General features: G+C 63.1%; 26 protein-coding genes, 1 tRNA gene and 1 pseudogene. 17 read left to right on the top strand and 11 right to left on the bottom strand.

The window, feature by feature from the left end:
• Window positions 1–20: 20 nt before the first annotated feature.
• Entirely contained in the window at window positions 21–617 is a 597-nt protein-coding gene (locus ACTHLA_RS06190; RefSeq protein WP_440186315.1) for a DUF1134 domain-containing protein, read from the top strand.
• Here the strand turns inward: ACTHLA_RS06190 and ACTHLA_RS06185 are convergent.
• From ACTHLA_RS06185 to ACTHLA_RS06165, 5 genes are all read right to left on the bottom strand, one after another.
• Window positions 612–1,637 carry an oxidoreductase gene (locus tag ACTHLA_RS06185; protein ID WP_440186291.1) on the bottom strand — a complete coding sequence of 342 codons (1,026 nt, stop codon included), beginning with the start codon at window positions 1,635–1,637 and terminating at the stop codon, window positions 612–614. The genes ACTHLA_RS06190 and ACTHLA_RS06185 overlap by 6 nt on opposite strands.
• Window positions 1,630–2,259: a TIGR02466 family protein gene (locus ACTHLA_RS06180; protein WP_440186289.1), complete on the bottom strand. Its 630-nt coding sequence runs from the start codon at window positions 2,257–2,259 to the stop codon at window positions 1,630–1,632. The genes ACTHLA_RS06185 and ACTHLA_RS06180 overlap by 8 nt, the downstream gene beginning before the upstream one ends.
• Window positions 2,260–2,298: 39 nt before the next feature.
• Complete coding sequence (locus ACTHLA_RS06175) at window positions 2,299–3,195, bottom strand: M23 family metallopeptidase (protein WP_440186287.1); 897 nt, start codon at window positions 3,193–3,195, stop codon at window positions 2,299–2,301.
• 1 nt (window position 3,196) lies between these two features.
• Window positions 3,197–3,988 (bottom strand): hypothetical protein, encoded by a 792-nt coding sequence (locus ACTHLA_RS06170; protein WP_440186285.1) that lies wholly within the window; start codon window positions 3,986–3,988, stop codon window positions 3,197–3,199.
• 120 nt (window positions 3,989–4,108) lie between these two features.
• Window positions 4,109–4,828, bottom strand: a complete 720-nt coding sequence (locus ACTHLA_RS06165) for an SIMPL domain-containing protein (RefSeq protein WP_440186283.1) — start codon at window positions 4,826–4,828, stop codon at window positions 4,109–4,111.
• 175 nt (window positions 4,829–5,003) lie between these two features.
• Between ACTHLA_RS06165 and ACTHLA_RS06160 the strand changes: the two genes are divergently transcribed.
• From ACTHLA_RS06160 to ACTHLA_RS06150, 3 genes are all read left to right on the top strand, one after another.
• A tRNA-Ile gene (locus ACTHLA_RS06160) sits at window positions 5,004–5,079 on the top strand.
• Between the two features lie 113 nt (window positions 5,080–5,192).
• Window positions 5,193–5,606, top strand: a complete 414-nt coding sequence (locus tag ACTHLA_RS06155; protein WP_440186281.1) for a TadE/TadG family type IV pilus assembly protein — start codon at window positions 5,193–5,195, stop codon at window positions 5,604–5,606.
• Complete coding sequence (locus ACTHLA_RS06150) at window positions 5,606–7,261, top strand: pilus assembly protein TadG-related protein (RefSeq protein WP_440186279.1); 1,656 nt, start codon at window positions 5,606–5,608, stop codon at window positions 7,259–7,261. The genes ACTHLA_RS06155 and ACTHLA_RS06150 overlap by 1 nt, the downstream gene beginning before the upstream one ends.
• On the opposite strand, the gene ACTHLA_RS06145 is transcribed toward ACTHLA_RS06150, so the two are convergent.
• Complete coding sequence (locus ACTHLA_RS06145; protein WP_440186277.1) at window positions 7,258–7,509, bottom strand: GNAT family N-acetyltransferase; 252 nt, start codon at window positions 7,507–7,509, stop codon at window positions 7,258–7,260. The genes ACTHLA_RS06150 and ACTHLA_RS06145 overlap by 4 nt on opposite strands.
• A 245-nt stretch (window positions 7,510–7,754) precedes the next feature.
• Between ACTHLA_RS06145 and ACTHLA_RS06140 the strand changes: the two genes are divergently transcribed.
• The 10 genes from ACTHLA_RS06140 to ACTHLA_RS06095 all read left to right on the top strand — a co-directional run bounded on the left by ACTHLA_RS06140 (window position 7,755) and on the right by ACTHLA_RS06095 (window position 16,072).
• Window positions 7,755–8,519, top strand: coding sequence for an SPOR domain-containing protein (locus ACTHLA_RS06140; protein ID WP_440186275.1), 765 nt, complete (start codon window positions 7,755–7,757; stop codon window positions 8,517–8,519).
• A complete protein-coding gene (gene nagZ, locus ACTHLA_RS06135) occupies window positions 8,494–9,585 on the top strand; it encodes a beta-N-acetylhexosaminidase (protein WP_440186273.1) in 1,092 nt (363 codons plus the stop codon). Before ACTHLA_RS06140 ends, nagZ begins: the two co-directional genes overlap by 26 nt.
• Complete coding sequence (locus ACTHLA_RS06130) at window positions 9,582–10,448, top strand: segregation and condensation protein A (RefSeq protein ID WP_440186271.1); 867 nt, start codon at window positions 9,582–9,584, stop codon at window positions 10,446–10,448. Before nagZ ends, ACTHLA_RS06130 begins: the two co-directional genes overlap by 4 nt.
• Entirely contained in the window at window positions 10,438–11,091 is a 654-nt protein-coding gene (gene scpB, locus ACTHLA_RS06125; protein WP_440186269.1) for an SMC-Scp complex subunit ScpB, read from the top strand. Before ACTHLA_RS06130 ends, scpB begins: the two co-directional genes overlap by 11 nt.
• Window positions 11,092–11,253: 162 nt before the next feature.
• Complete coding sequence (gene tatA, locus ACTHLA_RS06120) at window positions 11,254–11,451, top strand: twin-arginine translocase TatA/TatE family subunit (RefSeq protein ID WP_440186267.1); 198 nt, start codon at window positions 11,254–11,256, stop codon at window positions 11,449–11,451.
• 41 nt (window positions 11,452–11,492) lie between these two features.
• A complete protein-coding gene (gene tatB / locus ACTHLA_RS06115; RefSeq protein WP_440186265.1) occupies window positions 11,493–12,071 on the top strand; it encodes a Sec-independent protein translocase protein TatB in 579 nt (192 codons plus the stop codon).
• A complete protein-coding gene (gene tatC / locus ACTHLA_RS06110; protein WP_440186263.1) occupies window positions 12,068–12,991 on the top strand; it encodes a twin-arginine translocase subunit TatC in 924 nt (307 codons plus the stop codon). The genes tatB and tatC overlap by 4 nt, the downstream gene beginning before the upstream one ends.
• Window positions 12,992–13,151: 160 nt before the next feature.
• Window positions 13,152–14,552 (top strand): serine--tRNA ligase, encoded by a 1,401-nt coding sequence (gene serS / locus ACTHLA_RS06105; RefSeq protein ID WP_440186261.1) that lies wholly within the window; start codon window positions 13,152–13,154, stop codon window positions 14,550–14,552.
• Window positions 14,553–14,639: 87 nt separating this feature from the next.
• Window positions 14,640–15,437, top strand: coding sequence for a 5'/3'-nucleotidase SurE (gene surE, locus ACTHLA_RS06100; RefSeq protein ID WP_440186259.1), 798 nt, complete (start codon window positions 14,640–14,642; stop codon window positions 15,435–15,437).
• Window positions 15,434–16,072 (top strand): protein-L-isoaspartate(D-aspartate) O-methyltransferase, encoded by a 639-nt coding sequence (locus ACTHLA_RS06095; RefSeq protein ID WP_440186257.1) that lies wholly within the window; start codon window positions 15,434–15,436, stop codon window positions 16,070–16,072. The genes surE and ACTHLA_RS06095 overlap by 4 nt, the downstream gene beginning before the upstream one ends.
• On the opposite strand, the gene ACTHLA_RS06090 is transcribed toward ACTHLA_RS06095, so the two are convergent.
• From ACTHLA_RS06090 to ACTHLA_RS06075, 4 genes are read right to left on the bottom strand one after another with little or no spacing between them, the layout of a single operon-like run.
• Window positions 16,069–16,374 (bottom strand): hypothetical protein, encoded by a 306-nt coding sequence (locus tag ACTHLA_RS06090; RefSeq protein WP_440186255.1) that lies wholly within the window; start codon window positions 16,372–16,374, stop codon window positions 16,069–16,071. The genes ACTHLA_RS06095 and ACTHLA_RS06090 overlap by 4 nt on opposite strands.
• On the bottom strand, window positions 16,371–16,886 hold the full coding sequence (locus ACTHLA_RS06085) for an RNA polymerase sigma factor (RefSeq protein ID WP_440186253.1): 516 nt from the start codon (window positions 16,884–16,886) through the stop codon (window positions 16,371–16,373). Before ACTHLA_RS06085 ends, ACTHLA_RS06090 begins: the two co-directional genes overlap by 4 nt.
• 15 nt (window positions 16,887–16,901) lie before the next feature.
• On the bottom strand, window positions 16,902–17,336 hold the full coding sequence (locus tag ACTHLA_RS06080; RefSeq protein WP_440186251.1) for a hypothetical protein: 435 nt from the start codon (window positions 17,334–17,336) through the stop codon (window positions 16,902–16,904).
• A 12-nt stretch (window positions 17,337–17,348) separates the two neighbouring features.
• Complete coding sequence (locus ACTHLA_RS06075; protein ID WP_440186249.1) at window positions 17,349–17,525, bottom strand: hypothetical protein; 177 nt, start codon at window positions 17,523–17,525, stop codon at window positions 17,349–17,351.
• Between the two features lie 237 nt (window positions 17,526–17,762).
• Here ACTHLA_RS06075 and ACTHLA_RS06070 point away from each other — a divergent pair, with 237 nt between their 5' ends.
• The 3 genes from ACTHLA_RS06070 to secD all read left to right on the top strand — a co-directional run bounded on the left by ACTHLA_RS06070 (window position 17,763) and on the right by secD (window position 22,163).
• Entirely contained in the window at window positions 17,763–18,947 is a 1,185-nt protein-coding gene (locus tag ACTHLA_RS06070) for a peptidoglycan DD-metalloendopeptidase family protein (RefSeq protein ID WP_440186247.1), read from the top strand.
• 216 nt (window positions 18,948–19,163) lie between these two features.
• Complete coding sequence (yajC, locus tag ACTHLA_RS06065) at window positions 19,164–19,508, top strand: preprotein translocase subunit YajC (protein WP_440186245.1); 345 nt, start codon at window positions 19,164–19,166, stop codon at window positions 19,506–19,508.
• A gap of 39 nt (window positions 19,509–19,547) precedes the next feature.
• Window positions 19,548–22,163: a protein translocase subunit SecD gene (gene secD, locus ACTHLA_RS06060; protein ID WP_440186243.1), complete on the top strand. Its 2,616-nt coding sequence runs from the start codon at window positions 19,548–19,550 to the stop codon at window positions 22,161–22,163.
• A gap of 212 nt (window positions 22,164–22,375) precedes the next feature.
• On the opposite strand, the pseudogene ACTHLA_RS06055 reads toward secD, so the two are convergent.
• Window positions 22,376–22,549 (bottom strand): annotated as a pseudogene (locus ACTHLA_RS06055) (ATP-binding cassette domain-containing protein); the annotation flags it as partial.

The following is a 22,549-nucleotide window of genomic DNA, read 5'->3' as shown; positions in this document are numbered from 1 at the left end:
GTCAAGCCGTCATGAAACATCTGCAACGCCGAGAACTGCTGCTGGCGGGCGCCGCCGCCGCCGCCGCGCCGCTGGTTCCGAAGTTCGCCTTTGCGCAGGCCGCGTCGTCCGCCGCCAGCAGCGGCGACGCCTATTATTCCAAGGACGAGGTGCTGACGGCGGGCTCCAACTTCCTCGGCGTCACAGCGGAATCGCTGGGCGGGGCGATCGAAAAGATCTTCAATGATTACGGCGACGAACCGACCGCCTATGTTGCGGGCGAGGAGGCGTCCGGCGCCGTCGGCATCGGCCTGCGCTACGGCAAGGGCATGCTGTACATGAAGAACGGCCAGCCGCCGTCGCAAATCTACTGGCAGGGGCCGTCCATCGGCTTCGACACCGGCGCCAATGTCTCGCGCGTCTTCACTCTGGTCTATAATCTGCGCGAGCCGATCTTCATGTACCGCCGCTTCCCCGGCGTCGAAGGCTCGGCCTATTTCATCGGCGGCCTCGGCGTCACCTATCAGCGCGCCGAAGGCATCGTCCTGGCGCCGATCCGCGCGGGCGTCGGCTTCCGCCTCGGCGCCAATGTCGGCTATATGAGCTTCTCGAAAAAGCGCCGCATCTTCCCGCTATAGGCTGATGCGGCGGCCTTCGCGGGCGCTGAGGAAACCGGCTTCGAGAACGCGCATGACGTTGAGCGCGTCCTGAGCCGGAACCGGATTGGCGGCGCCGGCGCGGATGGCGGCGGCGATGGCCTCGTAATAGCCGAGATAGCCGCCGGGCAGGGTGGGCGGCGCCTCGGTCAGATCGGAATCGTGCAGGCGCAGGACGCTGACGCCGGGGTCTTCGCCCCAACCGTCGTCGCCGGGCGTGCGACCAGCCTTGAGCATCTCCTCCTGCGTGTCCATGCCGTACTTGACCCAGCCGCCGAGCGCGCCTTGCGCCTCAATGGCCGGACCGTTGATCATGGTCATCATCGAGCTGTGCAGGATGACGCGCAAAGGCCCGTAAGCCATCACGGCGTGGAAATAGTCGTCGGTCTGCGCGCCCGGACGCTGGGCGGCGATATCGGCCTCGATCCAGTCGGGCGCGCCGAACAGGGTCAGCGCCTGATCGACCAGGTGCGAACCGAGATCGAACCAGACGCCCGAACCCGGACCTGAGCGCTCGCGCCAACGGTCGCGCACCTCAGGTCGCCACCGGTCATAACGCAATATAACCTGATAGAGATCGCCCAGACGCGGACGCAGGGCCTGAAAGGTCAGGTGGTTGGAATCCCAGCGTCGGCAATGAAACACCGACAAAAGCATCCCCATCCGCTCGGCGTGTGCGATTATCGATTCGCCTTCCGCCACCGACAGGGCGAACGGCTTGTCGATCACGACATGCTTGCCCGCATCAAGCGCCAGATGCGCGAACATGGCGTGGCTGTCATTGGGCGTGGCGACGACGACCAGATCAATGTCGGGATCGGCGACGGCGGCGTCGTAATCGCTGACCACGCGCATGCCCGGCAGGTCGGCCAGCACGTCGTCGGGACGCGACGACGCGATCAGGGCCAGTTCCAGTCCTTCCGCCGCGCGGATCAGCGGCGCATGGATGGTCCGGCCCGCATAACCATAGCCGATCAGCCCGACGCGAACGGAGTCAGCCATAGTTAAAGCTCACCGAAATGCGCACATCGTCGCCCATATTGATCGGCACCTCATGGCGCAGCCAGCTTTCCCACAAAAGGATCGTCCCCGCCTGCGGCTGCACCGGCACGAAACTCTGCCGCATCGGATTGCCCGGCTTGCGCAGGGGCGCGTTCATCATCAAGGGCAGGCGCGGATCTTCCAGCCGCAGCGCGCTGGCGCCTTCAGGGACATGAACATAAAAGGTGCCGGAAATGATGCTGTGCGGATGGATATGGCCGGAATGATGCCCCATCGGCTCCAGAATGTTGATCCACATCGAATCGAGCTTCGGCTTGCGCCCGCCCAGATCGAGATCGATCTGATCGGCGAAGTGGGCGACGTGCGGGTCGATCATCGCCTTGAGGTCGGCGAACACGCTGGCGCGCATCGGCAGGTCGGGCAGGGAGGCGTAGGAGGTATAGCCCAGATAACCCTTGGTCTGCGACCAGGTCTGACCGGCCTCGTCCTCATCGGCGAAGGCGCGGCAGGCGTCGTCGATCTCCTCAAGAAAGACGTCGAAATCCGGCTGCGCGCTGAGGTCGGCGCGATAGAGTTCGGTGACGAACAGTTGCGTCAGTTCGGAAGGGGCCAGCTTGCTCATGCCGCCTGCTTAAGCCGATCGAATGCGGCGGGCAAGCGGCTAATTCACGGTCGGGCAATCCCCGGCCAGCTTGCGCTGATAGGCGTCCACCAGGGCGATATAGGGCGGCACGAAGGCGTTGGCGGCCAGTTGCGTCCCATCGGCCATGGTCTCGGCCTGCGCCACGCGCACCTCGAAATGCAGGTGTATGGTGGTGTACTGCTGCACACCGTTGGAGACGCCGAGATTGTTGGAGACGAGGCCGAGCTTCTGGCCGCGCACGACATGATCGCCGACCGCCACCTGCACCGACGCCTTCTGCATGTGCAGATAGCGGAAGATGCGGTGCGGGGCGGCGTTTCCGGTGATCCCAACCGTATAGGAGCCGATCTGGGTCACGGTCCCGTCCTCGACGGCCACCGCCCAGTACGTATCCTTCTTGCAGGTGGTCGGGCGGATGTCCTGCCCCTGATGGCCGGAACCGCTGACGCACGCCGGATTGGTCCAGCTTCGCGCCTCGCAGAAATTGTCATGCCACGGATAGCTGTAATTGGCGCTGTCGCACTGGCTGCCGTGACTGCTGGCCGAGGCGCTCGGATAATGATCGCCGCCGGGGCTGTACACCTGACTGTTGGCGTAGTCGGGCGTCTGGGCCAGCGGGAAGCAGATGCCGGGCGCCCAGTTGGTTATGTCGGTATAGCCGGAGCCGGAATTGGCCACGAGCTGGGTCGGCGGATCGTGCGGAAAATCAGGCAGGGCGGAGCTGTCCGTCCCCGTACTGGCTTCCTCTGCGCTGGCGTCAGTGGATGCTTCGGCGACCGCGCTTTCCGAGGCGGCGGATTCGGCGTCGCTGGCCGCCGTCGCCGCGCTGGACTCGTTGGCGCCGTCAGAGGCGGACGGGGTTTGATCGCAGGCGACCAGCAGCAATAGGGCGGCGAGGGGATAGAGGGCGCGCATACTAATTCCCCTTCACCAGCTTGCTGATATTCTGATTGAGCTTGTCCAGCAGGCTGGGCTGCGGCGCGGCGGCGGACGCCTCGGCCTGCGCCTGCGCACCCAGGGTTACGTCGCTGAAGCTGGATACGGCGTTGCGTAGGTAAGCGTCGGAGGCGCAGGCGGGACTTTTGATGTCGTCGCAGGACACGTCCACCGTATAGACGACGCCATAGCGTTCAAAGGTGGCGGTCCAGCCGGCCTCGGTCTGCTCGACCGCGACGTTTTCGGCGACATTGAGCAGACGCTGCATAGGTCGGCGCGAAATCGCTCCGGCGTCGGCGGGCACGAAGGAGCGGTTGCCATAGACGGTGATCTGCACGCCCTGATCCTGCGGCAGGTTGAGCGCATAGGCGTCGCCGAAGGACAGCAGTTTCGCCCTGGCGGCGCTGATCGCGGCGCCATTGCGCGGCAGGATCACCGGCAGGCGGATCTGGTCGAGGGCGGGCTTTTGCAGTTTGGCGGCGAAATTGCCCGCCAGAGTTTGGGGCTTTGTCTGGGTTTTGGCGTTCTGGTCCTGTATCGCGATCTGGCGCAGGGCCGACGACCATTGCACCCGGGCGGGCGGCAGGGGCTTGCGCAGGGCGAAGACGGGCCGCGGTCGCGCTGTGGTCGTCTGCGAGGCGCTGGTTTGCGCCTTGACCTGCGCATAGGTGACGACCCCGAAGGCGAGGCCGCCCAGCACAACGGCGATGACGCCCGCGCTGATCAGCGCGGGCGCGTAGGCGCCGCGATCCGGTTTACCGCCGTCCGACATGTGATCAGGCTCCCCATCTGTCACATCGGCGCATCGAACCCAGTGGTCAGGCGCGCCCCCAGGCGGAAAGAATTAACATGGCGTTAACCCTTTGTCACCCATGACGGCGAACATCGTTATCTATTGTAGCTCAAAGGTCGCAGACACGGGCACACTGATCTCGAGCTGGCCTTCCGACACCGGCGTGGAGTCGGCGGCGGCCTTCATCATCATCATCGGGCGCGGCGGCTGGACCGACGAGGTCGCGCCTTCTTCAAGGGAGATCAGGCGCCCCACCTTCATACCGGCGGCGTCGGCATAGAGTTTGGCGCGTTGCATCAGCATGGCGACCGCGTCCTTGCGGGCCTGATCGCGCACAGCGCTGTCGTCCTTGAGGCCGAAGTCGATATTGCTGATCTGGTTGACCCCGGCGGCGATCACGGCGTCCACGACCGGACCGGTGCGCGCTGTGTCATTGACGCGGACATTGCTCTGGTTCTGCGCCTGATAGCCGGTCAGCTTCGGCGCCTGACCGTTCTGGTAGTCGTATTGCGGATTGAGATTGAGACTGGAGGTCTGAATGTCGCTCTTGTCGATCCCTGCCTTCTTCAACGACGCCATGACGGCGTTCATCTGCGTGGCGTTGGCTTTCATGGCCTCAGAGGCGGTGGCGGCCTGCGTGACCACGGCGAAGCTGATCGTCGCCATGTCGGGCGCGGCGGTTTCCGTACCTGTGGCGCTCAGACTCAGCGTGGTCGGGGCGGGCGCTGCGGCCTGCGCCAGCGCTTGATGGGCAAAGCCGATAGGCGCGGCGGCCACGGCCAGGGCCAGAAGGACGGGTTTCATAAGCGATCTCGACATGGAAGGAGCCTTTCTTAACTGGGCGTCCTGCGTGACGCCGATGACATATCCTCGCAGCCGCCGCATGAACCCGGCCTGAACGACCGCAATGCTGGTTGTGGACAAGGCCGCCGCCGGACCGAAGCGCATTGCGATGCGCGCCAAGTCATGATAGCACCCCGTCTCCCTGTTGCGGGGGCGAGTAGCTCAATGGTTAGAGCCGACCGCTCATAACGGTCTGGTTGGGGGTTCGAGTCCCTCCTCGCCTACCATTCTTTCCACCAATATATCCATGCGTGCGTAAAGTTAATTTGCGCGTTATGAGATTGTAAACTCCAATTATGCAACTTTAAGGAGATTTTCTCAGCATTGCAAGGAGATGTCCATGCGTCTGGCATCAGTTGGCCTGCAGGATAATCAGGGCGCGACGGCGCTGGAGTTTGCGCTGATCGCGCCAATGCTGCTGATGATGATTGGCGGCCTTGTTGATTATGGCAACTATTTCGCTACGGCGCACGCCGTGCAGCAGACGGTCAACGACGCCGCGCGGGCCGCCATCGGCGGAGTGACAGCAGCGGAGCGGCAGGCATTGGCGCAGACGACGGCGGAGTCCGATCTGCGCCAGTACAGCTTCCTGACGCCGGGAGCGGGCGTGTTGTCGCTCGACGAGGGCGATCAGAGCCTGACCTTGACCCTGACCTTTACGCCGGACGGCGGCAGTTTCGAGCTGATGCCGCTGGCGCCGGGCCTGCCGGTGACGATCACGCGCACCGCCGTTATCGTCAGAGGCGGCTACTGATGCGCCGCCTGATCAAACGCTTTGCGCGCGATCGGCGTGCGGCGGTGGCGATCCTGATGTCGCTGCTCCTGTGCATTATTCTGGTCATGACGGCCTGCGCGGTCGATCTGGGCTTTGTTTACCTCAAGAGCCGCGCCTTGCAAGGGACGGTCGATCTGGCGGCGCTGGCGGCGGCGAATGATCTCGACCACGCACAGGCTGCGGCGCGGGCCGTGGCCGCTGACAATGGCGGCGTGGTCGCCAGCGTGACGACCGGCGTTTACGACCCGGCGACGGGGGCGAGTCCGCAGACGCGCTTTTCCGCAACCGCCGTCGCCGACAGCAACGCCGCGCATGTGGTGATGCGCGATCAGGCCGACCTGTTCTTCGGGCGATTGTTCTACCACCATCCGATCACGCTGACGCGCGCGGCCACGGCCTCATCGGTGAAGATGGCGGCGTTCAGTCTGGGGACACGGCTGGCCGCGCTTGACGGCGGGATCGCCAATGCGCTGCTCAGCGGCCTGACGGGCAGCCAGATCAGTCTGAGCGTGATGGACTATAACGCGCTGGCCAGCGGTCAGATCGACCTCCTGTCCTACGTGCAGGCTTTGCATACCCAGGCGGGACTGACGACGGGCAGCTTCGATCAGACTCTGAACAGCCAGATCACGGTCGGGCAGGCGCTCGACGTGCTGATCGGCCAGAGTTCTACGTCGGTAAAGGCGCCGCTGACTCTGATCGCCGACAGCGCCGTGCGGACGACGAAAATCCGTCTCGGTGACCTGATTGATGCAGGCGTCTATGGCGATCAGGACCATATTGTCGGCGGCGTCGATTCCGCCATTCAGGTCAGCGATATGGCGATGATGAACGCCCTGCTGCAACTGGCCAATCAGGACCGGCAGGTGAGTCTCGACCTGGGCGCCAGCGTTCCGGGGCTGGCCGGGCTGAAGGTTTTGTTGGCCATCGGCGAGCGTCCGAACCATTCGCCGTGGCTGACCGTGACGCGCAGTGGCGAACCGATCATCCGCACCGCGCAGGCGCGGCTCTATATCGAGGCGTCAGTGGCGTCGAACAATGCCCTGCTGAAACCGCTCGGCGTGACGGGTCTGCGTCTGCCGGTCTATGTCGAACTGGCTTCGGCGGAAGCGAAGCTGTCCGCCATCGGCTGCGACCGGACCTCGCCCGCGAATGACTATGTCGGCCTGCTGGTCAAGCCGAGTCTCGGTCAGGTGGCGATCGCCGACATTGATGTGAATACGCTTGGTGACTTCAAGACGGCGGAGCCCCTGTCGCCAGCGAAGTTGATCGGTCTGCCTTTGATCGCCGCCACGGCGCAGGCGCAGGTCTCGCTGGGCGGCGAAAACTGGCAGAGCGTGCGTTTCAGCGCCGCCGACATAAGTGCGCAAACCGTCAAGACCGTGAAGACAAACGATCTGGTCCAGGGCGTCGTTGCGTCTCTGGTCAGCCAAACGCAGATCAAGGTCAGCGTGGCGGGATTGGGCCTCAATCTCGGCGGTTTGACATCGGCGGTCGGATCGCTGCTGAGCCCGGTCGCGCCCGCGCTGGACGGCGTGCTGGACAATCTGCTGAACGTGCTGGGACTGGGGCTTGGCGAGGCCGACGCGCAGGTTAACGGGCTGCGTTGTCAGGGCGCCGTGCTGGTGGGTTAGGCGCCGGGGTGGCGTTTGATCCAGGCGGCGGCGTAGCCGCAGATAGGAATGACCTTTAGATTGTTGGCGCGAGCGCTCTGCATCACGCCCTCCATCAGGCGACCCGCCGCGCCTGTGCCGCGCAGGACCGGCGGCGCTTCGACATAGTCGATATAGAGGCTGTCATTGTCGCGCCGGTAATCGGCATAGGCGGTGTGGCCGTTTTCATGCAGTTCAAAACGGCGCTTGTCGGTATTATCGGTAATCATGGCGACTCCTTGTAATGCAGGACATGGTCCTCACGGCTGTGGGCGGCAAGGCGCAGCCAGAATCAATTTTGCAATAAGTCGCCTTCGCCCATTGATCCGCGTCGTCCTGCGGCCCATTATCAGCCACAACTGTGACCCAATTGTGCGTCACAACGCCTCAAAGCCTTGCTGCACAAGACGCAGCGGGACGAATCACGCATAGTTGCGCCGCCATCAGGCGGCCATGACATTTCTGGATGACGACCATGTCGAACGACGATCGCGGCACCTATTCGCCACCGACCGAGGACAATCTGAGCTATGAAACGCGCCGCCCGGCCTCGCGCGATCAGGCGCCGGTGACGCTGATCATCAGCGGCATCTGTCTGGTGGTCCTGCTGGTGATTGTGGTGGTGTTGTACAATTCCGGCCTCAACAAGCATGGCAAGATTGCGCCGGAAGTCGGCGACTCCGTTGGCGGTTTCAAGGATACACAGGTGCAGGACGCCAAGCCTCTGGCCGATTCCGACCTCAGCCTCGATGACGGTCAGAACGTCACCTTCGCGCCCAGCGCCGAGGCGCCCGCCGTGCGTACGCCCGACAAGGATGTCGCGCCGCCGCCCGCCGCGCCGATCGCGGGGCCGCTGCCGTCGCAGGCGGGCGTGTCGTCGTCCAGCCTGAGCGCGCCCGCCGCCGCGACGCCGCCTTCGACCGTTGCGCCTGTGGTCAAGCCGGTCACGCCGCCGCCGGCATCGGCGTCCGTCGCCGCCAAGGCTGCGCCAGCGGCGGTCTCCGGCGGAACGGCTGTGCAGATCGGCGCTTTCGATTCCACAGACACCGCCAATGCCGAATACGCCAAGGTCGCGTCCAGCTATGGTCTGTTCGTCGGCGGCGCGGGCAAGAAGATCGAAAAGGTCACCACGGCCAATGGCACTTTTTACCGCACCGCCTTCACCGGCCTGACGCCGGACAAGGCCCGCGCTTTCTGCGCCGCGCTCAAGGCCAATGGCCGCGACTGTATTGTCCGCTGAGAGGCGGCGCAGCGTGATCGGGGCGTGTATTTTTGGCTGTTCCGGCCTCGAACTGACGAAGGCGGAAGCGGCGTTTTTCTCTGAGGCCAAGCCGCTCGGCTTCATCCTGTTCCGGCGCAATATCGACGCGCCTGATCAGGTGCGGGCGCTGGTTGCGGCGCTCAAGGCCTGCGTTCCGCATGAACCGCTGATCCTGATCGATCAGGAGGGCGGACGAGTCCGCCGCCTGCGTCCGCCGCACTGGCCCCACTATCCGCCCGCCTCGCGTTTTCGCGACATCGGCAACGACCCCGCCGAGGCGCGCGATCTGGCGCGACTGGGCGCGCGGCTGATGGCGCATGACCTGCATGATCTGGGGATCAATGTCGATTGCGCGCCGGTGCTCGACGTGCCGCAACCGGGCGCGCACGATATTATCGGCGACCGCGCCTACGGTGTCACAGCGGAGGAAGTGGCGGTGATGGGCCGCGCCGCCTGCGAAGGCCTGCTGGCGGGCGGCGTCCTGCCGGTGATCAAACACATTCCGGGGCATGGCCGCGCCGGGGCCGATTCGCACACTGACCTGCCCGTGGTTGATACAGCGCTTGAAGACCTGATCAAGATTGATTTTTACCCGTTCAAGGTCAATGCCGACACGCCTTTGGCCATGACCGCGCATGTGCTTTACACGGCCATCGACCCGAAGAATCCGGCAACGACGTCAAAGGCCTGCATCCGTCTGATCCGGGATGAGATCGGCTTTGACGGCCTGATCATGTGCGACGATCTGTCGATGAACGCCCTGTCGGGCAGCCTGGCCAAACGCGCGCGCAAGAGCCTGAAGGCGGGCTGCGATGTGCTGCTGCATTGCAATGGCGATCTCGATCAGATGCGCGAGATCGCCGCCGAGACGCCTGCTTTGAAAGGCGCCGCCAAGCGCCGCGCCGAGGCGGCCCTGCGCCGCCTGCCGCGCGCGCCGGAACCGCTGGACGTGGCGACGGCGCGTGAGCGTTTCGATGCGGCGCTTAAGCGCGCCAGCACGTCCGAATTGCGTCCCGATCCGACCGAAGGCCATCATCCCGGATGAGCCGCGAGCGCGACATGGCCGGGCTGGAGCACGACGTCTTGCAGCGTCGCCTCGACTTCGACGCGCCGGGGCCGGAGATTCCCGACGATATCGCCGCCGACGAGACTTTGGTGCTGGACCTTGATGGCTATGAAGGGCCGTTGCACGTCCTGCTGGCCCTGGCGCGGCAACAGAAGGTCGATCTTCTGAAGATTTCGATCACCCGACTGGCCGAGCAGTATCTGGCCTTTATCCAGCAGGCGCGGCGATTGCGGTTCGCGCTGGCGGCCGACTATCTGGTCATGGCCTCGTGGCTGGCCTATCTGAAATCGCGCCTGCTGCTGCCCAGGACCGAGCGCAAGGCCAGCGACGAGCCGCCGCCCGAAGAACTGGCGCAGGCTCTGGCCTACCGGCTGAAAAAGCTCGAAGCCATCCGCAAGGCGGTCGAGGCGCTGACCTCGCGTCCGCAACTGAAACGCGACGTCTTTGCGCGCGGCGACCCGGAAGCGACTCTGGTGCTGCCCTCGGCGCGCATCGAGGCCAATGTCTTCGACCTGATGAGCGCCTATGTGACGCAGCGTCGCCGCGAGATCGAGCGCAGCTACGATCCGACGCGCCGCATCGAGGCCTATTCGCTGGAGGAGGCGCGCGATCATCTGCGCGAGGAGTTGCCGCGTCTGAACAACTGGACCGCGCTCGATGAGGTCGCGCCGCGCCCGGTGCGCGACGACGGCCCGCGCCGCGTCTCCTATCTGGCCTCGACCCTGTCGGCCTCGCTGGAACTGTGCAAGGAGGGGCAGTTGCAGTTGCAGCAACTGGCCATTTTCGAGACCCTTTATATGCGCAAACGCCAGCCCGTGATCGGAGCGCAGAATGACGGCTGAAGAGGTTGAGCGCGCCGTCGAGGCGCTTCTGTTCGCCGCCGCAGGTCCGCTTTCGGCCTCGGAGCTGGCCTATCGCCTGCCCGAAGGCGCCGATGTCGGCAAGGCTCTGGCGAGTTTGCGCGCGCGCTACGCCGGGCGCGGCGTCAGCCTTGAGGTGATCAATGATCGCTGGCAGTTCCGCACCGCCCCCGACCTGGCGTGGTTGATGGTCGAGGAGCGCGAGGAGCCGCGTCGGCTGTCGAAGGCGGCGCTGGAGACCCTGGCCATCATCGCCTATCACCAGCCGGTGACGCGCGCCGAAATCGAATCGGTGCGCGGCGTCGGCCTGTCGCGCGGCACGCTGGACGTGCTGCACGAGATGAACCTGATCAAGCTGAAAGGGCGGCGGCGCACGCCGGGGCGGCCTGTCACCTATGGCACGACCGAGACCTTTCTGGAGCAGTTCTCGCTGCCATCCCTGGCCGACCTGCCCGGCATGGCCGAGATGCGCGCGGCGGGGCTGCTGGACATCAATGTCCCCGCCGACTTCATGGTGCCGGACCCGTCGCAGGGGCAGGGCGAGGAGGGCGAGCAGTTGTCGCTCGACGATCTGAACGAGGTCGAATTCGCCAAAGATTATCTGGAGGACGAGCCGGAGCGGTAAACCCTGACGGGAGCGACCGCCGAGTTGCCGCAATTGTGTGTGAAAAGACTTTCCTGACCGGCGCGTATGCGCCTATAAGGAAGGCAATTCGCCCCGCAACGGGGTTTTATTAAGGACGCATCGCGCCGGGTCAACAGGGGCGAGATGCAGAGGAGACGTGATATGTTTTCGGGTGGTTTGAGTATCTGGCACATCCTGCTGGTGGCCGTGGTGGCCCTGCTTTTGTTCGGCGGCGGCGGCAAGATTTCGGGCATTATGGGCGACGCGGCCAAGGGCATCAAGGCGTTCAAGGATGGTCTCAAGGACGACGATTCCGACGACAAGAAGGCCAAGAAGGATCCTGAGGAACCCAAGGCCTGATCAAAGGCTTTCCGCTTTAGACTGAGAGAAAGCGTAAGATCATGGTGCCCGGTATCGGGGGCGGAGAACTGGTCGTCATTGCGGTGGTGGCCCTGATCGTGGTCGGGCCGAAGGATCTGCCCAAACTCTTGCGGCAACTGGGCCGCATGGTGGGCAAGATGCGCCGCATGGCCGATGAATTCCGCACCTCTTTTGAGGATATGGCGCGACAGAGCGAACTGGACGAACTGCGCAAGGAGGTCGACGCCCTGCGCGCAGGCCAGATGCAGCCATCCATCGTCAGCGACATTAACGAGCAGATGCGCGCCATTGAGGGCGACATCAACGCGCCGTCCGCCGCGGCTGCGGTTCCGACGGCGCCGGTCGAGGTCGTGGACATGCCGCCTGAAAAGATCGCCGCCAGAACGCCGCCGGCGTCCGAGGCCGCGCCTGTATCTGAAACGGCGCCCATATCTGAAGCCGCAAAAGACAATCCGCAACTGGACGGCAAGCCGCCGCGCAAACGCGCTGCGCCGAAAACACCCGCGGAGTCGACGGTGAAAAAGCCGCGCGCCAAGAAGGTGGTTGAAGCCGATCCCGTCGCCAAACCGAAACGCACGCGCAGAAAGGCGGAGTCATGAGCGACGAAACCTTGCCGCAACCCGTCGAGGATTCGGGCAAGCGCAGCCTGATCAGCCCGATCGTCGATCATGACGAAGCCGAGATCGAAGCCTCGCGCGCGCCCTTGATGGATCATCTGGTCGAACTGCGTTCGCGCCTGATCAAGATGGTGGCGGCCTTCTTCGTCTGCGTGATCGGCTGCTACATCTTCCGCAACCACATCATGACCTTTCTGGTCCATCCCTTGTCGGTGGCGTCGTCGCTCTATCAGGAGCAGCAGGCCGGTCATAAATCGGGGCCGTTCGATCTGATGTTCGTGCTGATGGGCCTGAAACAGGTCGCGCACGTCAAGGACATTCCGCTGATCGCCACGGCGCCGATGGAGGTGTTTTTCACCAACCTGCGCATCGCCATGTTCGGCGGCATTATCGTCAGCTTCCCCGTGCTGGCCTGGCAGGTCTATAAGTTCGTCGCGCCCGGTCTTTACAAACGCGAGCGCATGGCCTTCCTGCCATTCCTGTTCGCCGCGCCGGTGCTGTTCGTGCTCGGCATGTGTCTGGTCTACTTCGCCATCCTGCCGATGGTGTTGTGGTTCTCGCTGAATCAGCAGGTCGTCAGCGGTTCCGGCGTCATGGTGCAGTTCATGCCCAAGGTGTCGGAATTTCTCGAACTGGTCGAAACCCTGATGATCGCGTTTGGCCTATGCTTCCAGTTGCCGATCGTCATCACCCTTTTGGGCATGACGGGCATCGTGACCTCGAAAATGCTCGGATCGTTCCGGCGCTACGCCATTCTGGCCATTGTCGTGGTTGCCGCCATCGTCACCCCGCCCGATCCGATCTCGCAATGCCTGCTGTCGATCCCGATCGTGCTGCTGTACGAGGTCTCGATCCTGTGCGTGAAACTGGTCGAGTGGAACCGCAAGGGCAAAACTGCCTAGTTTCGTTGTGGGATTGCCTGTTCAGGCGCAATCCGTATAAGGAACCCATCCCTCCCTGCGTAGCGGGGTTTGGTGCAGCGAAAGCACTGCTTTCGCAAAGCCATGGGGACCGCGAAGCGGTGGGAGGGGGCCTTCCGCCATTTAATTCAAGGCTGACAAGATGCACGATATCAAGGCTCTGCGCGAAACTCCTGACCTGTTCATCGAAGCATGGACGCGGCGCGGGCGTGACTCCGCCGCAAAAGACGTACATCTGGCCATCAGCCTCGACGGCGAACTGCGCGCGGCGCAGACGAAGTTCCAGACCGCGCAGGCTGAGTTGAAAAAGCTGTCGGCCCAGATCGGTCAGGCCAAGGCGCAGAAGGACGAGGCGCGGGCGCAAACCCTGATGGCCGAGGTCGAGGGCCTGAAAGCCGCAATTGCCGAGGCGCAGGAGACGGAACGCGCCAAGGCGGAGGACTTACGTAACCATCTGGCCGCCCTGCCGAACCTGCCGTTCGATGACGTGCCGGTCGGGGCGGATGAGCACGGCAATGTCGAGGTCCGCCGTCATGGCGCGCCGGTGGCGCTGGGCTTTACGCCTAAGGATCACGCTGATCTCGGCGAAGCGCTCGGTATGATGGATTTCGAGGCGGCGGCCAAGATTTCCGGCTCGCGCTTCGTGGTGCTGAAAGGGCAACTGGCGCGACTGGAACGCGCCATCGGCCAGTTCATGCTCGATGTCCAGACGGAGGAGCATGGCTATACCGAGGTCAATCCGCCGGTGCTGGTGAAACAGCCTGCTGTATTTGGAACCGGGCAACTGCCTAAATTTTATGATGATCTTTTCTTGGTTATGGATCCCATGACAAGAAATGATCTTTTGAAGAAAGCTTTATCGGATAAGGGTAACATTAATCCCAATGATGACCTTGTCGAAGCTATCTTTCAGGCATTAGAAGCCGCCCCTACCAACGAACAGTTTTTCGCGGTCCCAACCGCCGAAGTCTCGCTGACCAACCTTGTCCGTGAAGCCATCACGGCGGAGGAGGAGCTTCCCCTGCGCCTGACCGCCCTGACCAACTGTTTCCGCGCCGAGGCCGGATCGGCGGGGCGCGACACCAAGGGGATGATCCGCCAGCACCAGTTCCAGAAGGTCGAACTGGTCTCGATCACCACGCCGGAGCAATCGGGCGAGGAGCATGAGCGCATGACGCAATGCGCCGAAAACATCCTGAAAAAGCTCGACCTGTCGTTCCGCACCATGCTGCTCTGCACCGGCGATATGGGCTTTGGCGCCAAGAAGACCTACGATCTGGAGGTCTGGCTGCCGTCGCAGAACACTTATCGCGAAATCTCGTCCTGCTCGAACTGCGGCGACTTTCAGGCCCGCCGCATGGACGCCCGTACACGCAAAAGCGGCGAGAAGGGCACGCGGTTTGTCCATACGCTCAACGGCTCCGGCCTCGCGGTCGGGCGCACGCTCGTGGCGATCATGGAGAACTATCAGGATGAGGGCGGTCGCATTGCCGTGCCGTCGGTTCTGATCCCCTATATGGGTGGCCTGACGCATATCGGGTAGGTCACAGGAATTTTGCCTTTGCGCGGTTGCCTTGGCGGCGGAAAAGGCCGTACAAGACGTGAACATTCCGCACGGTGAGACTCCTGTATGCGTATCCTCCTGACCAATGATGACGGCGTCGAAGCCTTTGGCCTCAAGGTGCTTTACGACATTGCGCGCACTTTGAGCGACGATGTCTGGGTATGCGCGCCGGTCATCGAGCAGTCGGGCAAGGGGCGCGGCATCACCCTGCACGAACCCCTGCGCGCGCGGCGTCTGAGCGAGAAGCGTTTTGCGGTGTCCGGCACGCCGACCGACTGCGTGCAGATCGCGGTCAATGACCTGATGCCGTCGCCGCCGGACCTGGTGCTGTCGGGCGTCAATCGTGGATTCAATCTGGCGCAGGACGTGACATTGAGCGGCACAGTGGCGGGCGCGCTGCAAGGCATGACGCTGGGCATTCCGTCCATCGCCCTGTCGCAATGTCTCGATTTCGACATTGATATCGAAGCGCAGTGGTCGTCCGCCGTCGCCTATGGCGCGCCGGTGGTCAGCCATGTGCTGGAGCGCGGCTGGCCTTCGGATGTGGTGATCAATATCAACTTCCCCGACTGCGCGGCGGAGGAGGTGGCGGGCGTCGAGGTCACGAAACAGGGCTTTCGCGACCTGCACGAAATGCACGCGGTCAAGCGCGTCGATCCGCGCGGACGCGACTATTACTGGCTGAACTTCCACAATCTACAGCAGACGCTGATTGATGGCACCGACCTCAAGGCGGTGGCGGAAAAGCGCATTTCGGTGACGCCGCTGCATCTGGACCTCACGCATTACGAGACGGTGCACAATTTGCGCAAGACACTGGGCGGGGTGGCGCCGAAGTCGATCCTCCACGAGGCCGAGGCATGAGCGAGACGCGGCTGGAACGGTTGATGCGGTCGCTGCAAGAGCAGGGGATCAGCGACAAGAAGGTGCTGGCTGCGATGGCGCACACGCCGCGCGATCTGTTCGTGCCGGAGCTGTTTCTCGACCGGTCATGGGAAGATTCCGCCATACCGATCAATTGCGGCCAGACGATCTCGCAGCCCTATATTGTCGGCCTGATGACTCAGGCGCTGAAGATTGAGGGGCGGCATCGCGTGCTCGAAATCGGCACCGGGTCGGGCTATCAGACCGCCATCCTGTCGCGACTGGCGCGCTATGTCTATACGATCGAACGCTATCGTTCTCTGATGCTGGAAGCCGAGATACGGCACAAGCGGCTGATGCTGGAAAACATCATCTATCGCTTCGGCGATGGCTGGGACGGCTGGCCTGAGCAGGCGCCGTTCGACCGGATTCTGGTCACCGCCGCCCTGCCGGACGAACCGCTGGGATTGCTGGCGCAGCTCAAGCCGAAAGGCGTGATGGTCGGACCGCAGGGCAAGGGCTCGACGCAGCGCCTGCTGCGGTATGTGAAGACGCCCGACGGCGGCTACACCAGCGAAGACCTCGGCGAGGTGCGTTTTGTGCCGCTGATCGCAGGCGTGGCGAAAGAGGGTTAGATCCGCAGCATCCGCCGCACCGGCTCCAGCGCCAGCAGGGACAGGCCGATCAGCACCATGACGCCGAGCGCCGGAGCCAGCAGGCGACCAAAATCGTTCACCACAGGCGTCAGATAGGGCATGACCGCGAACAGGATGGCGCTAAGCGTAGCCACGAAGGCGCTCAGGGCAAGCAGGCCGTCGATCAGGCGGCGCTTTTCGACGCGCTTCATCACCTCCAGCGCGAAGCCGAGATCGTTGGCGGGCGGCGCGGGTGGCGCGGTCTCCTGCAGCAGCGCCTTTAACGGGTCGTGATCGCTCATGACGAAACTCCCAGTAACTCGGTCAGCTTTTGCCGACCTTTTAATATATGCGACTTCACCGTGCCAAGCGGAAGGCCCAGAATTTCGGCGGCCTCGCTGTGGCTGTAATCGCCGGCGACGCAGAGCGACACGGCGGCGCGTTGCTCGACCGGTAGGGTTTGCAGCGCCGCCTCGACCGCGACGCGCTTGTCAACTGTTGACGAAGCGCTTTGCGGTTGCAGGTCGGACCAGGCGCTGTCGCGGCGCAACGACCGGCCCTGACTGCGGCGGTCGTTGAGCGCTTTGCGATAGGCGATGCCGCACACAAAGGTGCGAAACTGCGCGTCCTCGCGCAGGCGGTGCAGATTGGCCCAGGCGGTCAGGAAGGCCTCCTGCGCCATGTCGTCAGCATCGTCCGGGCGCGCGCACAGGCGGCGCAGAAAAGCCCGCACCGCCTGCTGATGCTCCGCCACCAGCCTCGAAAAGGCGATGTCGGAGCCAGCTTTTGCCTGTTGGATCAGCGAGGGCTGCACGGACGCGCCAGACCTTTACATCGGGTCTCTGGGACCGGTGAAGGACGAGATCAGCGCCCAGACCAGCGAAGCTATGGCTGCAACCCCGAAGGCGACGCCCAGCGCCGTGAACACGCCATTGGCCTCGCCCAGTTGCGTGTAATGGCCCGCATAGGTGAAGCCCGCGGCCAGCGCGCTCCAGACGATCACCTTGCGCCAGGCGTTCCACGGGCCGTAATAGCGTCCGTAGCGGACGCGCCAGCGCCAGTCATAGGCGCGATCCTCGTCCGAGCGCATGGCGTCCAGCAGGCTGGCGGGCGGCTCCTTGCCCTGATCGACATAGGATTTGAGGATTTTCAGCATCTCGTTGCGGTGATTGTAGTGGGTGATCATCGCGATCACGCCCATCAGCATGCCGCCGATCGGGAACATCAGCCACCAGTAGGAGGCGAAGAGTTGTGCAAAGGTCATGATCGGACTCCGTTAGCGACGTAGGACATCGGGAATGTCGCGGCCCTGTTCCGCCAGGGTGCGGATCAGGTCGAGGCGGCGGCGCTCATAGGAATCGCGCAGCGCCATGCGCACCACGCCGAACACCATCCAGAAGATCGGAAAGGCGAGCCACCAATAGCTGGTGAACAGGTTGGCCAGATCGTCCATGTCTTTATCTCCGTAATGCAAGCCCGTCATCGGGCCGCTTTTGAGACTGAATGTCCGCCGTCGCGCCCTCTGGATGCGGCGGCGAATATTTTTTTATTTTACACCGCCAAGTCCGGCTTTCGGCGCCATTTGGCCCGATTTTCCCGTAAAAGGTGAGGCGCGGTAAGGATTCGTTATCCATAAGTTCGCATAGACTTTTCGCTGAACAAAAGATTAAGAGGCCGGAGGCTCCCCATCATGACCCGTCAAGCGTTTGATGCGCGTGTGAAACTGCTGGCTGTTGGTCTGGGCGGCGTGACGCTGCTGGCCTTGCAGGCCTGTTCGACGGCCCCGACGCCGAAATATCCGATCTACATGCAGAACCGACCCGCCGAGGCGACCGAAACCGCCGCTCAGGCGGGCGACGATCAGATGAGCGCCGCGGAAACCGCAGCGTCTTCGTCCGCCGCCCCGGTGACGGCGCCGCAGGGCAGCGTGTCAGTCAATGATCTGCCGCCTCCGCCGCCTCCGCCGGAAGATGACGAGACGCCGCCCGTCACTGCTTCGCGCGCGCCGGTTGCCACCGCGCCGGTAAAGGATACGCGCGCGGGCTATGTCTATGTGCTGGTCGCGCACGATACGCTGTACGGCGTGTCGCGGCGCTTTGGCGTGCCGATCAAAGAGCTTTATGCGCTGAACGCTCTCGCGCCCGACGCCAATCTGCGCATCGGCGAGAAGGTGCTGCTGCCGCCGACCGCCAAGGATAATGGCGTCGACCCGCACGCCAATGGCGACGGCATGGTCAAGCTGGCGGCGGCGCTGGCGGCGAAACCGGTGGTTCAGCCGAAGCCGGTTGCGCCTGAGGCCAAGCCGCAGCCCGTCGCGACCAAACCGGCGCCCGTCGCCAGTAAGCCAGTGGTGAGCGCGCCAGAGAAGCCAAGCGTCAGTGCGCCGGCGGCTCCGGCGGCAAAGCCGGTCCAGACCGCGCCTGCGCCGCAACCGGCGACGCCGTCAGGCTTCCCGACCAATGCGCGTCTGGCCGAAATGGGCAAGGGGCTGTTCGTCTGGCCGGTGCGCGGCAAGATATTAGCGCCGTTCGGCCAACTGGCGCCTAATGTGCGCAATGACGGCATTAATATCGGCGCCTCGGCGGGAACCGAGGTCAAGGCTGCGTCCGACGGCGTGGTCGTCTATGAAGGCGATCAGGTCAAGGAACTGGGCAATACCGTCTATATCAAGCACGACAACGGTTGGTACACAGGCTATTCCCATCTGCAGTCGATGAGCGTGAAGAATAATGAGCGCGTCCATAAAGGCGAAGTGATCGGCACGGTCGGTCAGACCGGCGTGATCGACAAGCCGCAACTGCATTTTGAGATCCGCTATACGCCCTCGACCGACATCGCCCGACCGATTGATCCGACTCTGGTTCTGCCGAAATAGGATCGAGCGCGGTCTGCAAAGGCGCGGTCCCGTTGGGGCCGCGTTTTTGTTTGCCAATACCCGCCCACCAATACCCATCCACCAATATCCGCGTCGTCGCCAGGGTAATTATCTCATTGACCTTTTCGAGCGCGCGCCTATGTATGGCGGACTTAAATTTTGCCAGAAACGCGCGTTTCAAGGCTGATTATTTATAACGACTCTCAGGAGACGCTTGTGTTCGCTACCCCCGCCTACGCCCAGACCGCCGGCGCCGCCGCTCCCGGCGGCGATCTGCTCACCATGCTGCCGATGCTGATCGGCTTTATCGCCATCATGTACTTCTTCATGATCCGCCCGCAGCAGCAGCAGGCCAAGCGCCATAAGGCGATGCTGTCCGCCATGAAGCGCAACGATACGGTCGTGCTGTCGTCGGGGATCGTCGGCAAGATCGTCCGTGTCGAGGAGGCAGAGGTCATGGTCGAGATCGCCACGGGCGTCAGCGTCCGCGTCGTCAAATCGATGATCACCGAGGTCCGCGCCAAGGGCGAACCGGCTCCGGCCAACGATAAAGCCGCCTAAAGCGGCTTTTTTTCTGATTTTGAGACCGAGCAAGCCGTTATGATCAATCTTTCCCGCTGGAAAATCGGCGTGGTTGTTGTGGCCGTCCTGCTGGGCGTGCTGTTCACCCTGCCGAATTTCCTTCCGTCCAACGTCCGCGACGCCATCAAGTTCGGGCCGAACAAGACCCTCAATCTGGGCCTCGACCTGCAGGGCGGCTCCTATCTTCTGGTCGGGGTCGATACCGACGCCCTGATCAAGGAGCGGACGACCAACCTGACCGAGGATGTGCGCAACACCCTGAATACGCAAGGCATCGCCTTCAGCGGTCTGGGCGCGACGGGACACTCGGTCAATGTGCGCATCACCGATCCGGCGCAGGTGGACAAGGCCTATGGCCTGCTGGCCGCCATGGCGACGCCGCTGCCGAAGAATCCGAGTCTGAAAGATCTGTCGGTCAAGCGCGGCGACGATCAGACCATCAGCATGACCCTGACCGAGGACGGCATCCGCGCCACCTCGTCCAATGCGGTGGACACCTCGATCGAGATCGTGCGGCGACGCATCGACAATCTCGGCACCAAAGAGCCGTCGATCACCCGTCAGGGCTCGACGCGCATCGTGGTCGAAGCGCCGGGCGAGAGCGATCCTGAGCAGCTCAAGCGCATTATCGGTCAGACCGCCAAGCTGACCTTTCAGATGGTCGATGATACGGTCACTCAGGCCGACATTGTCGCTGGTCGTATTCCGCCAGGCTCCGAAGCCCTGCCGGATGAGGAACAGGCGGGCGCGCCTTTGGTGGTGCGCAAGGCCGTCATCCTGTCAGGCAGCAATCTGACCAAGGCTATGGTTGGTCGCGACCAGTATCAGCGTCCGGCCATCGACATGAATTTCGACGCCACCGGCGGACAGAAATTCGGCCAGGTGACGGCGGAGAATATCGGCAAACGCTTCGCCATCATCCTGGACGGCAAGGTCGTGTCGGCGCCCGTGATTCAGGGCGCCATTCCGGGCGGCCACGGCCAGATCACCGGCAGTTTCACGCCGCAGCAGGCCTCCGACATGGTCGCGGTGCTGAACGGCGGCGCCCTGCCGGCCCCGCTCAAGATCGAACAGCAACGCACGGTCACCGCCGAACTGGGCGCCGACGCCGTCGCCAAGGGCGAAATTTCGACCGTCATCGCCTTCTTCTCGGTCATCGTCTTCATGCTGCTGGCCTATGGCCTGCTGTTCGGCGGCATTTCTGTGGCTTCGCTGATCGTCAACCTGCTGCTGCTGATCGGCGGCATGTCGATGATGCAATCGACCCTGACCCTGCCGGGTATCGCCGGTCTGATCCTGACCCTGGCCATGGCCGTGGACGCCAACGTGCTGATCTATGAACGCATGCGCGACGAGGTGCATGCGGGCCGCAACCTGATCGCGGCGCTCAACGCCGGTTTCTCCAAGGCTTTGGAGACGATCATGGACGCCAACGTCACCACACTGGTGGCGGCGGCGATCATGTATATGTTCGGCGCAGGCCCGGTGAAGGGCTTCGCCGTCACCCTGATGCTCGGCACTTTCACCTCGGTCTTCTCCGCCGTCATGGTGACTCAGGTTCTGGTGGCCCTATGGTACAAGTGGCGCCGTCCCAAGACACTGCCGATCGCCGACGACGTGGCGCCCAAGGCGTGGCCGCTGATCAAGGTGCTGCCGAAGAACACCGACATCCACTTCGTCAACTTCTCCAAGTTCGCCACCATCATTTCGGTGGTGGCGGTGGCGGGCTCTATCCTGATGTCCACCGTTTCGTTCGAGAACGGCGTGCATCCGCTCAAGGCGCCGTGCGGCGGTCTGAACTGCGGCGTCGATTTCAAGGGCGGCACCTCGCTGGAAATCACCACGCCGGGCAGCGCGCTCGACCTGGGCAAGCTGCGCGCCAGCCTGAACGCGCAAGGTCTGAAGGACGTGCAGGTGCAGGGCGTGGGCGACGGCTCGGACGCCTTCCTGCGCTTTGAGTCGCCCGCCGTCGATCCGGCTAACAAGGTCGAGGCGGTCAAGGCGGAACTCCTGAAAGTCTATCCGGCGGCCAAGTTCTCCAACACCGAAGTCGTCGGCGCCAAGGTGTCGTCGGAACTGCTGACCGGCGGCATTCTGGCCCTGTTCATCGCCATCGGCCTGATGATGATCTATATCTGGTTCCGGTTCGAGTGGCAGTTCGGTCTGGGCGCCGTGTTCGCCCTGTTCCACGACGTGATCCTGACCTTCGGCCTGTTCGCTGTGTTCCGGCTGGATTTCGACCTGCGCGCGGTGGCGGCCATCCTGACCATTATCGGCTATTCGATGAACGACACGGTCGTCGTCTTCGACCGTTTGCGTGAAAACCTGCGCAAGTACAAGAAGATGCCGTTGGTGGATATTATCAACCTGTCGATCAACGAGACCCTGTCGCGGACGATCATCACCGGCCTCACGGCGGTCATGGCCCTGTCGGGGCTGGCCTTCCTGGGCGGCGAAGCGCTGTTCAGCTTCTCGATCTCGATGATTTTCGGCATCATTATCGGCACCTATTCGTCGATCTACGTCGCCGCGCCGGTCATCCTGCTCTGGGGCGTCAACCGCAATACGGACGACGCCGAGATCATCGACATGGGCGGCTTCAAGGGCGGCAAGAAGCCGAAGGAACTGCCGTAAGATTTACGGATAAGGACATGAAAAGGCGCGGAAGCTTCAGGCTTCCGCGCTTTTTTTGTTTTGAACACGAAAGACACGAAAATCACAAAAATGGATTTTTCCAAGCGCCGAAATTGCGTTTAACGCGCGACGCGCAAAGCGCGTCATTGCTAATCTACGGCATGAAATCACCGAAGCTTTCGTGTTTTTTTCGTGCTTTTCGTGGTCTATGCCTATTCCGCGGGTTCAACCTGTCGCTGGCGATGTTTGCTCAGCATGTCCTTGAGATATTTGCCGGTCCAGCTTGCCGGATTATCAGCGACGGCTTCGGGCGTGCCGCGCGCGACGATCTCGCCGCCGCCGTCGCCGCCTTCCGGGCCGAAGTCGAGCAGCCAGTCGGCGGTCTT

The sequence above is a fragment of the Asticcacaulis sp. genome, from assembly GCF_051956075.1.
Lineage (GTDB): Bacteria > Pseudomonadota > Alphaproteobacteria > Caulobacterales > Caulobacteraceae > Asticcacaulis.
Note: the sequence above shows the minus strand (reverse complement) of the source record. Positions and strands in the feature narration are given on the sequence as shown.

Excerpts from the sequence above, each read along its gene's own strand:
- ACTHLA_RS06185 (WP_440186291.1), bottom strand. The coding sequence starts at position 1,637 with ATGGCTGACTCCGTTCGCGTCGGGCTGATCGGCTATGGTTATGCGGGC.
- ACTHLA_RS06180 (WP_440186289.1), bottom strand. The coding sequence starts at position 2,259 with ATGAGCAAGCTGGCCCCTTCCGAACTGACGCAACTGTTCGTCACCGAA.
- ACTHLA_RS06175 (WP_440186287.1), bottom strand. The coding sequence starts at position 3,195 with ATGCGCGCCCTCTATCCCCTCGCCGCCCTATTGCTGCTGGTCGCCTGC.
- ACTHLA_RS06170 (WP_440186285.1), bottom strand. The coding sequence starts at position 3,988 with ATGTCGGACGGCGGTAAACCGGATCGCGGCGCCTACGCGCCCGCGCTG.
- ACTHLA_RS06165 (WP_440186283.1), bottom strand. The coding sequence starts at position 4,828 with ATGTCGAGATCGCTTATGAAACCCGTCCTTCTGGCCCTGGCCGTGGCC.
- ACTHLA_RS06155 (WP_440186281.1), top strand. The coding sequence starts at position 5,193 with ATGCGTCTGGCATCAGTTGGCCTGCAGGATAATCAGGGCGCGACGGCG.
- ACTHLA_RS06150 (WP_440186279.1), top strand. The coding sequence starts at position 5,606 with ATGCGCCGCCTGATCAAACGCTTTGCGCGCGATCGGCGTGCGGCGGTG.
- ACTHLA_RS06145 (WP_440186277.1), bottom strand. The coding sequence starts at position 7,509 with ATGATTACCGATAATACCGACAAGCGCCGTTTTGAACTGCATGAAAAC.
- ACTHLA_RS06140 (WP_440186275.1), top strand. The coding sequence starts at position 7,755 with ATGTCGAACGACGATCGCGGCACCTATTCGCCACCGACCGAGGACAAT.
- nagZ (WP_440186273.1), top strand. The coding sequence starts at position 8,494 with ATGGCCGCGACTGTATTGTCCGCTGAGAGGCGGCGCAGCGTGATCGGG.
- ACTHLA_RS06130 (WP_440186271.1), top strand. The coding sequence starts at position 9,582 with ATGAGCCGCGAGCGCGACATGGCCGGGCTGGAGCACGACGTCTTGCAG.
- scpB (WP_440186269.1), top strand. The coding sequence starts at position 10,438 with ATGACGGCTGAAGAGGTTGAGCGCGCCGTCGAGGCGCTTCTGTTCGCC.
- tatA (WP_440186267.1), top strand. The coding sequence starts at position 11,254 with ATGTTTTCGGGTGGTTTGAGTATCTGGCACATCCTGCTGGTGGCCGTG.
- tatB (WP_440186265.1), top strand. The coding sequence starts at position 11,493 with ATGGTGCCCGGTATCGGGGGCGGAGAACTGGTCGTCATTGCGGTGGTG.
- tatC (WP_440186263.1), top strand. The coding sequence starts at position 12,068 with ATGAGCGACGAAACCTTGCCGCAACCCGTCGAGGATTCGGGCAAGCGC.
- serS (WP_440186261.1), top strand. The coding sequence starts at position 13,152 with ATGCACGATATCAAGGCTCTGCGCGAAACTCCTGACCTGTTCATCGAA.
- surE (WP_440186259.1), top strand. The coding sequence starts at position 14,640 with ATGCGTATCCTCCTGACCAATGATGACGGCGTCGAAGCCTTTGGCCTC.
- ACTHLA_RS06095 (WP_440186257.1), top strand. The coding sequence starts at position 15,434 with ATGAGCGAGACGCGGCTGGAACGGTTGATGCGGTCGCTGCAAGAGCAG.
- ACTHLA_RS06090 (WP_440186255.1), bottom strand. The coding sequence starts at position 16,374 with ATGAGCGATCACGACCCGTTAAAGGCGCTGCTGCAGGAGACCGCGCCA.
- ACTHLA_RS06080 (WP_440186251.1), bottom strand. The coding sequence starts at position 17,336 with ATGACCTTTGCACAACTCTTCGCCTCCTACTGGTGGCTGATGTTCCCG.
- ACTHLA_RS06075 (WP_440186249.1), bottom strand. The coding sequence starts at position 17,525 with ATGGACGATCTGGCCAACCTGTTCACCAGCTATTGGTGGCTCGCCTTT.
- ACTHLA_RS06070 (WP_440186247.1), top strand. The coding sequence starts at position 17,763 with ATGACCCGTCAAGCGTTTGATGCGCGTGTGAAACTGCTGGCTGTTGGT.
- secD (WP_440186243.1), top strand. The coding sequence starts at position 19,548 with ATGATCAATCTTTCCCGCTGGAAAATCGGCGTGGTTGTTGTGGCCGTC.